Annotated in this window: 1 protein-coding gene; it reads right to left on the reverse strand. The window is 39.8% G+C overall.

What is annotated here, in order from left to right; genetic code table 11:
• The coding region (locus tag KH893_RS11425) for an SDR family NAD(P)-dependent oxidoreductase (protein ID WP_281166229.1) at positions 1–623 on the reverse strand (623 nt) is incomplete at both ends.

Genomic DNA, 623 nt, shown 5'->3' on the forward strand with positions numbered 1-623 from the left:
GGACAAGAAAACTATTGCCCCCATCAGTTCTGATGGATCAGCCCAATGATCAGCCGGAATATGGTTGAGGATTTCCGTATTTCGTTCTTTATCGTCACGCAATGCCTGCGTCATCGGTGTGTTGATATATCCGGGAGCCAGCGCATTGACTTGAATATTTTCCGTTGCCAATGCATCTGCATAAGCTTTTGTTAAACCAACCACTCCATGTTTACTGGCGGTATATGGAAAAATAAATTTGCCGGCACGATAGGACTGCATCGAGGCAATATTAATAATTTTGCCTGATTTTTGTTCGGCCATTGTTTTGGCAACGGCATGCGACAAAAAATATAATGCGTTCAAGTTTAAATTGATTACCGCCTGCCAATCCTCGTCCTCAAATTCCTGCCATTTATTTCGTCTTTGCAATCCGGCATTATTAATCAAAATATCTATATGACCAAATGTTTCCTTTGCTTTTGCAACAATCTCTTTTGGAGCATTCTGATCGGTAATATCCTTTTTCAAAAATTCAATTTTTTGGCCGGTATTTTTAACTAAATCGCTTGTTTCTTTCCAACCTCTTTCGCTATGGCTGACAACAAGTACATTAGCTCCGGATTTCATTAAAGCTCGTGTAT

The organism is Liquorilactobacillus sicerae (genome assembly GCF_029916425.1).
Lineage (GTDB): Bacteria > Bacillota > Bacilli > Lactobacillales > Lactobacillaceae > Liquorilactobacillus > Liquorilactobacillus sicerae.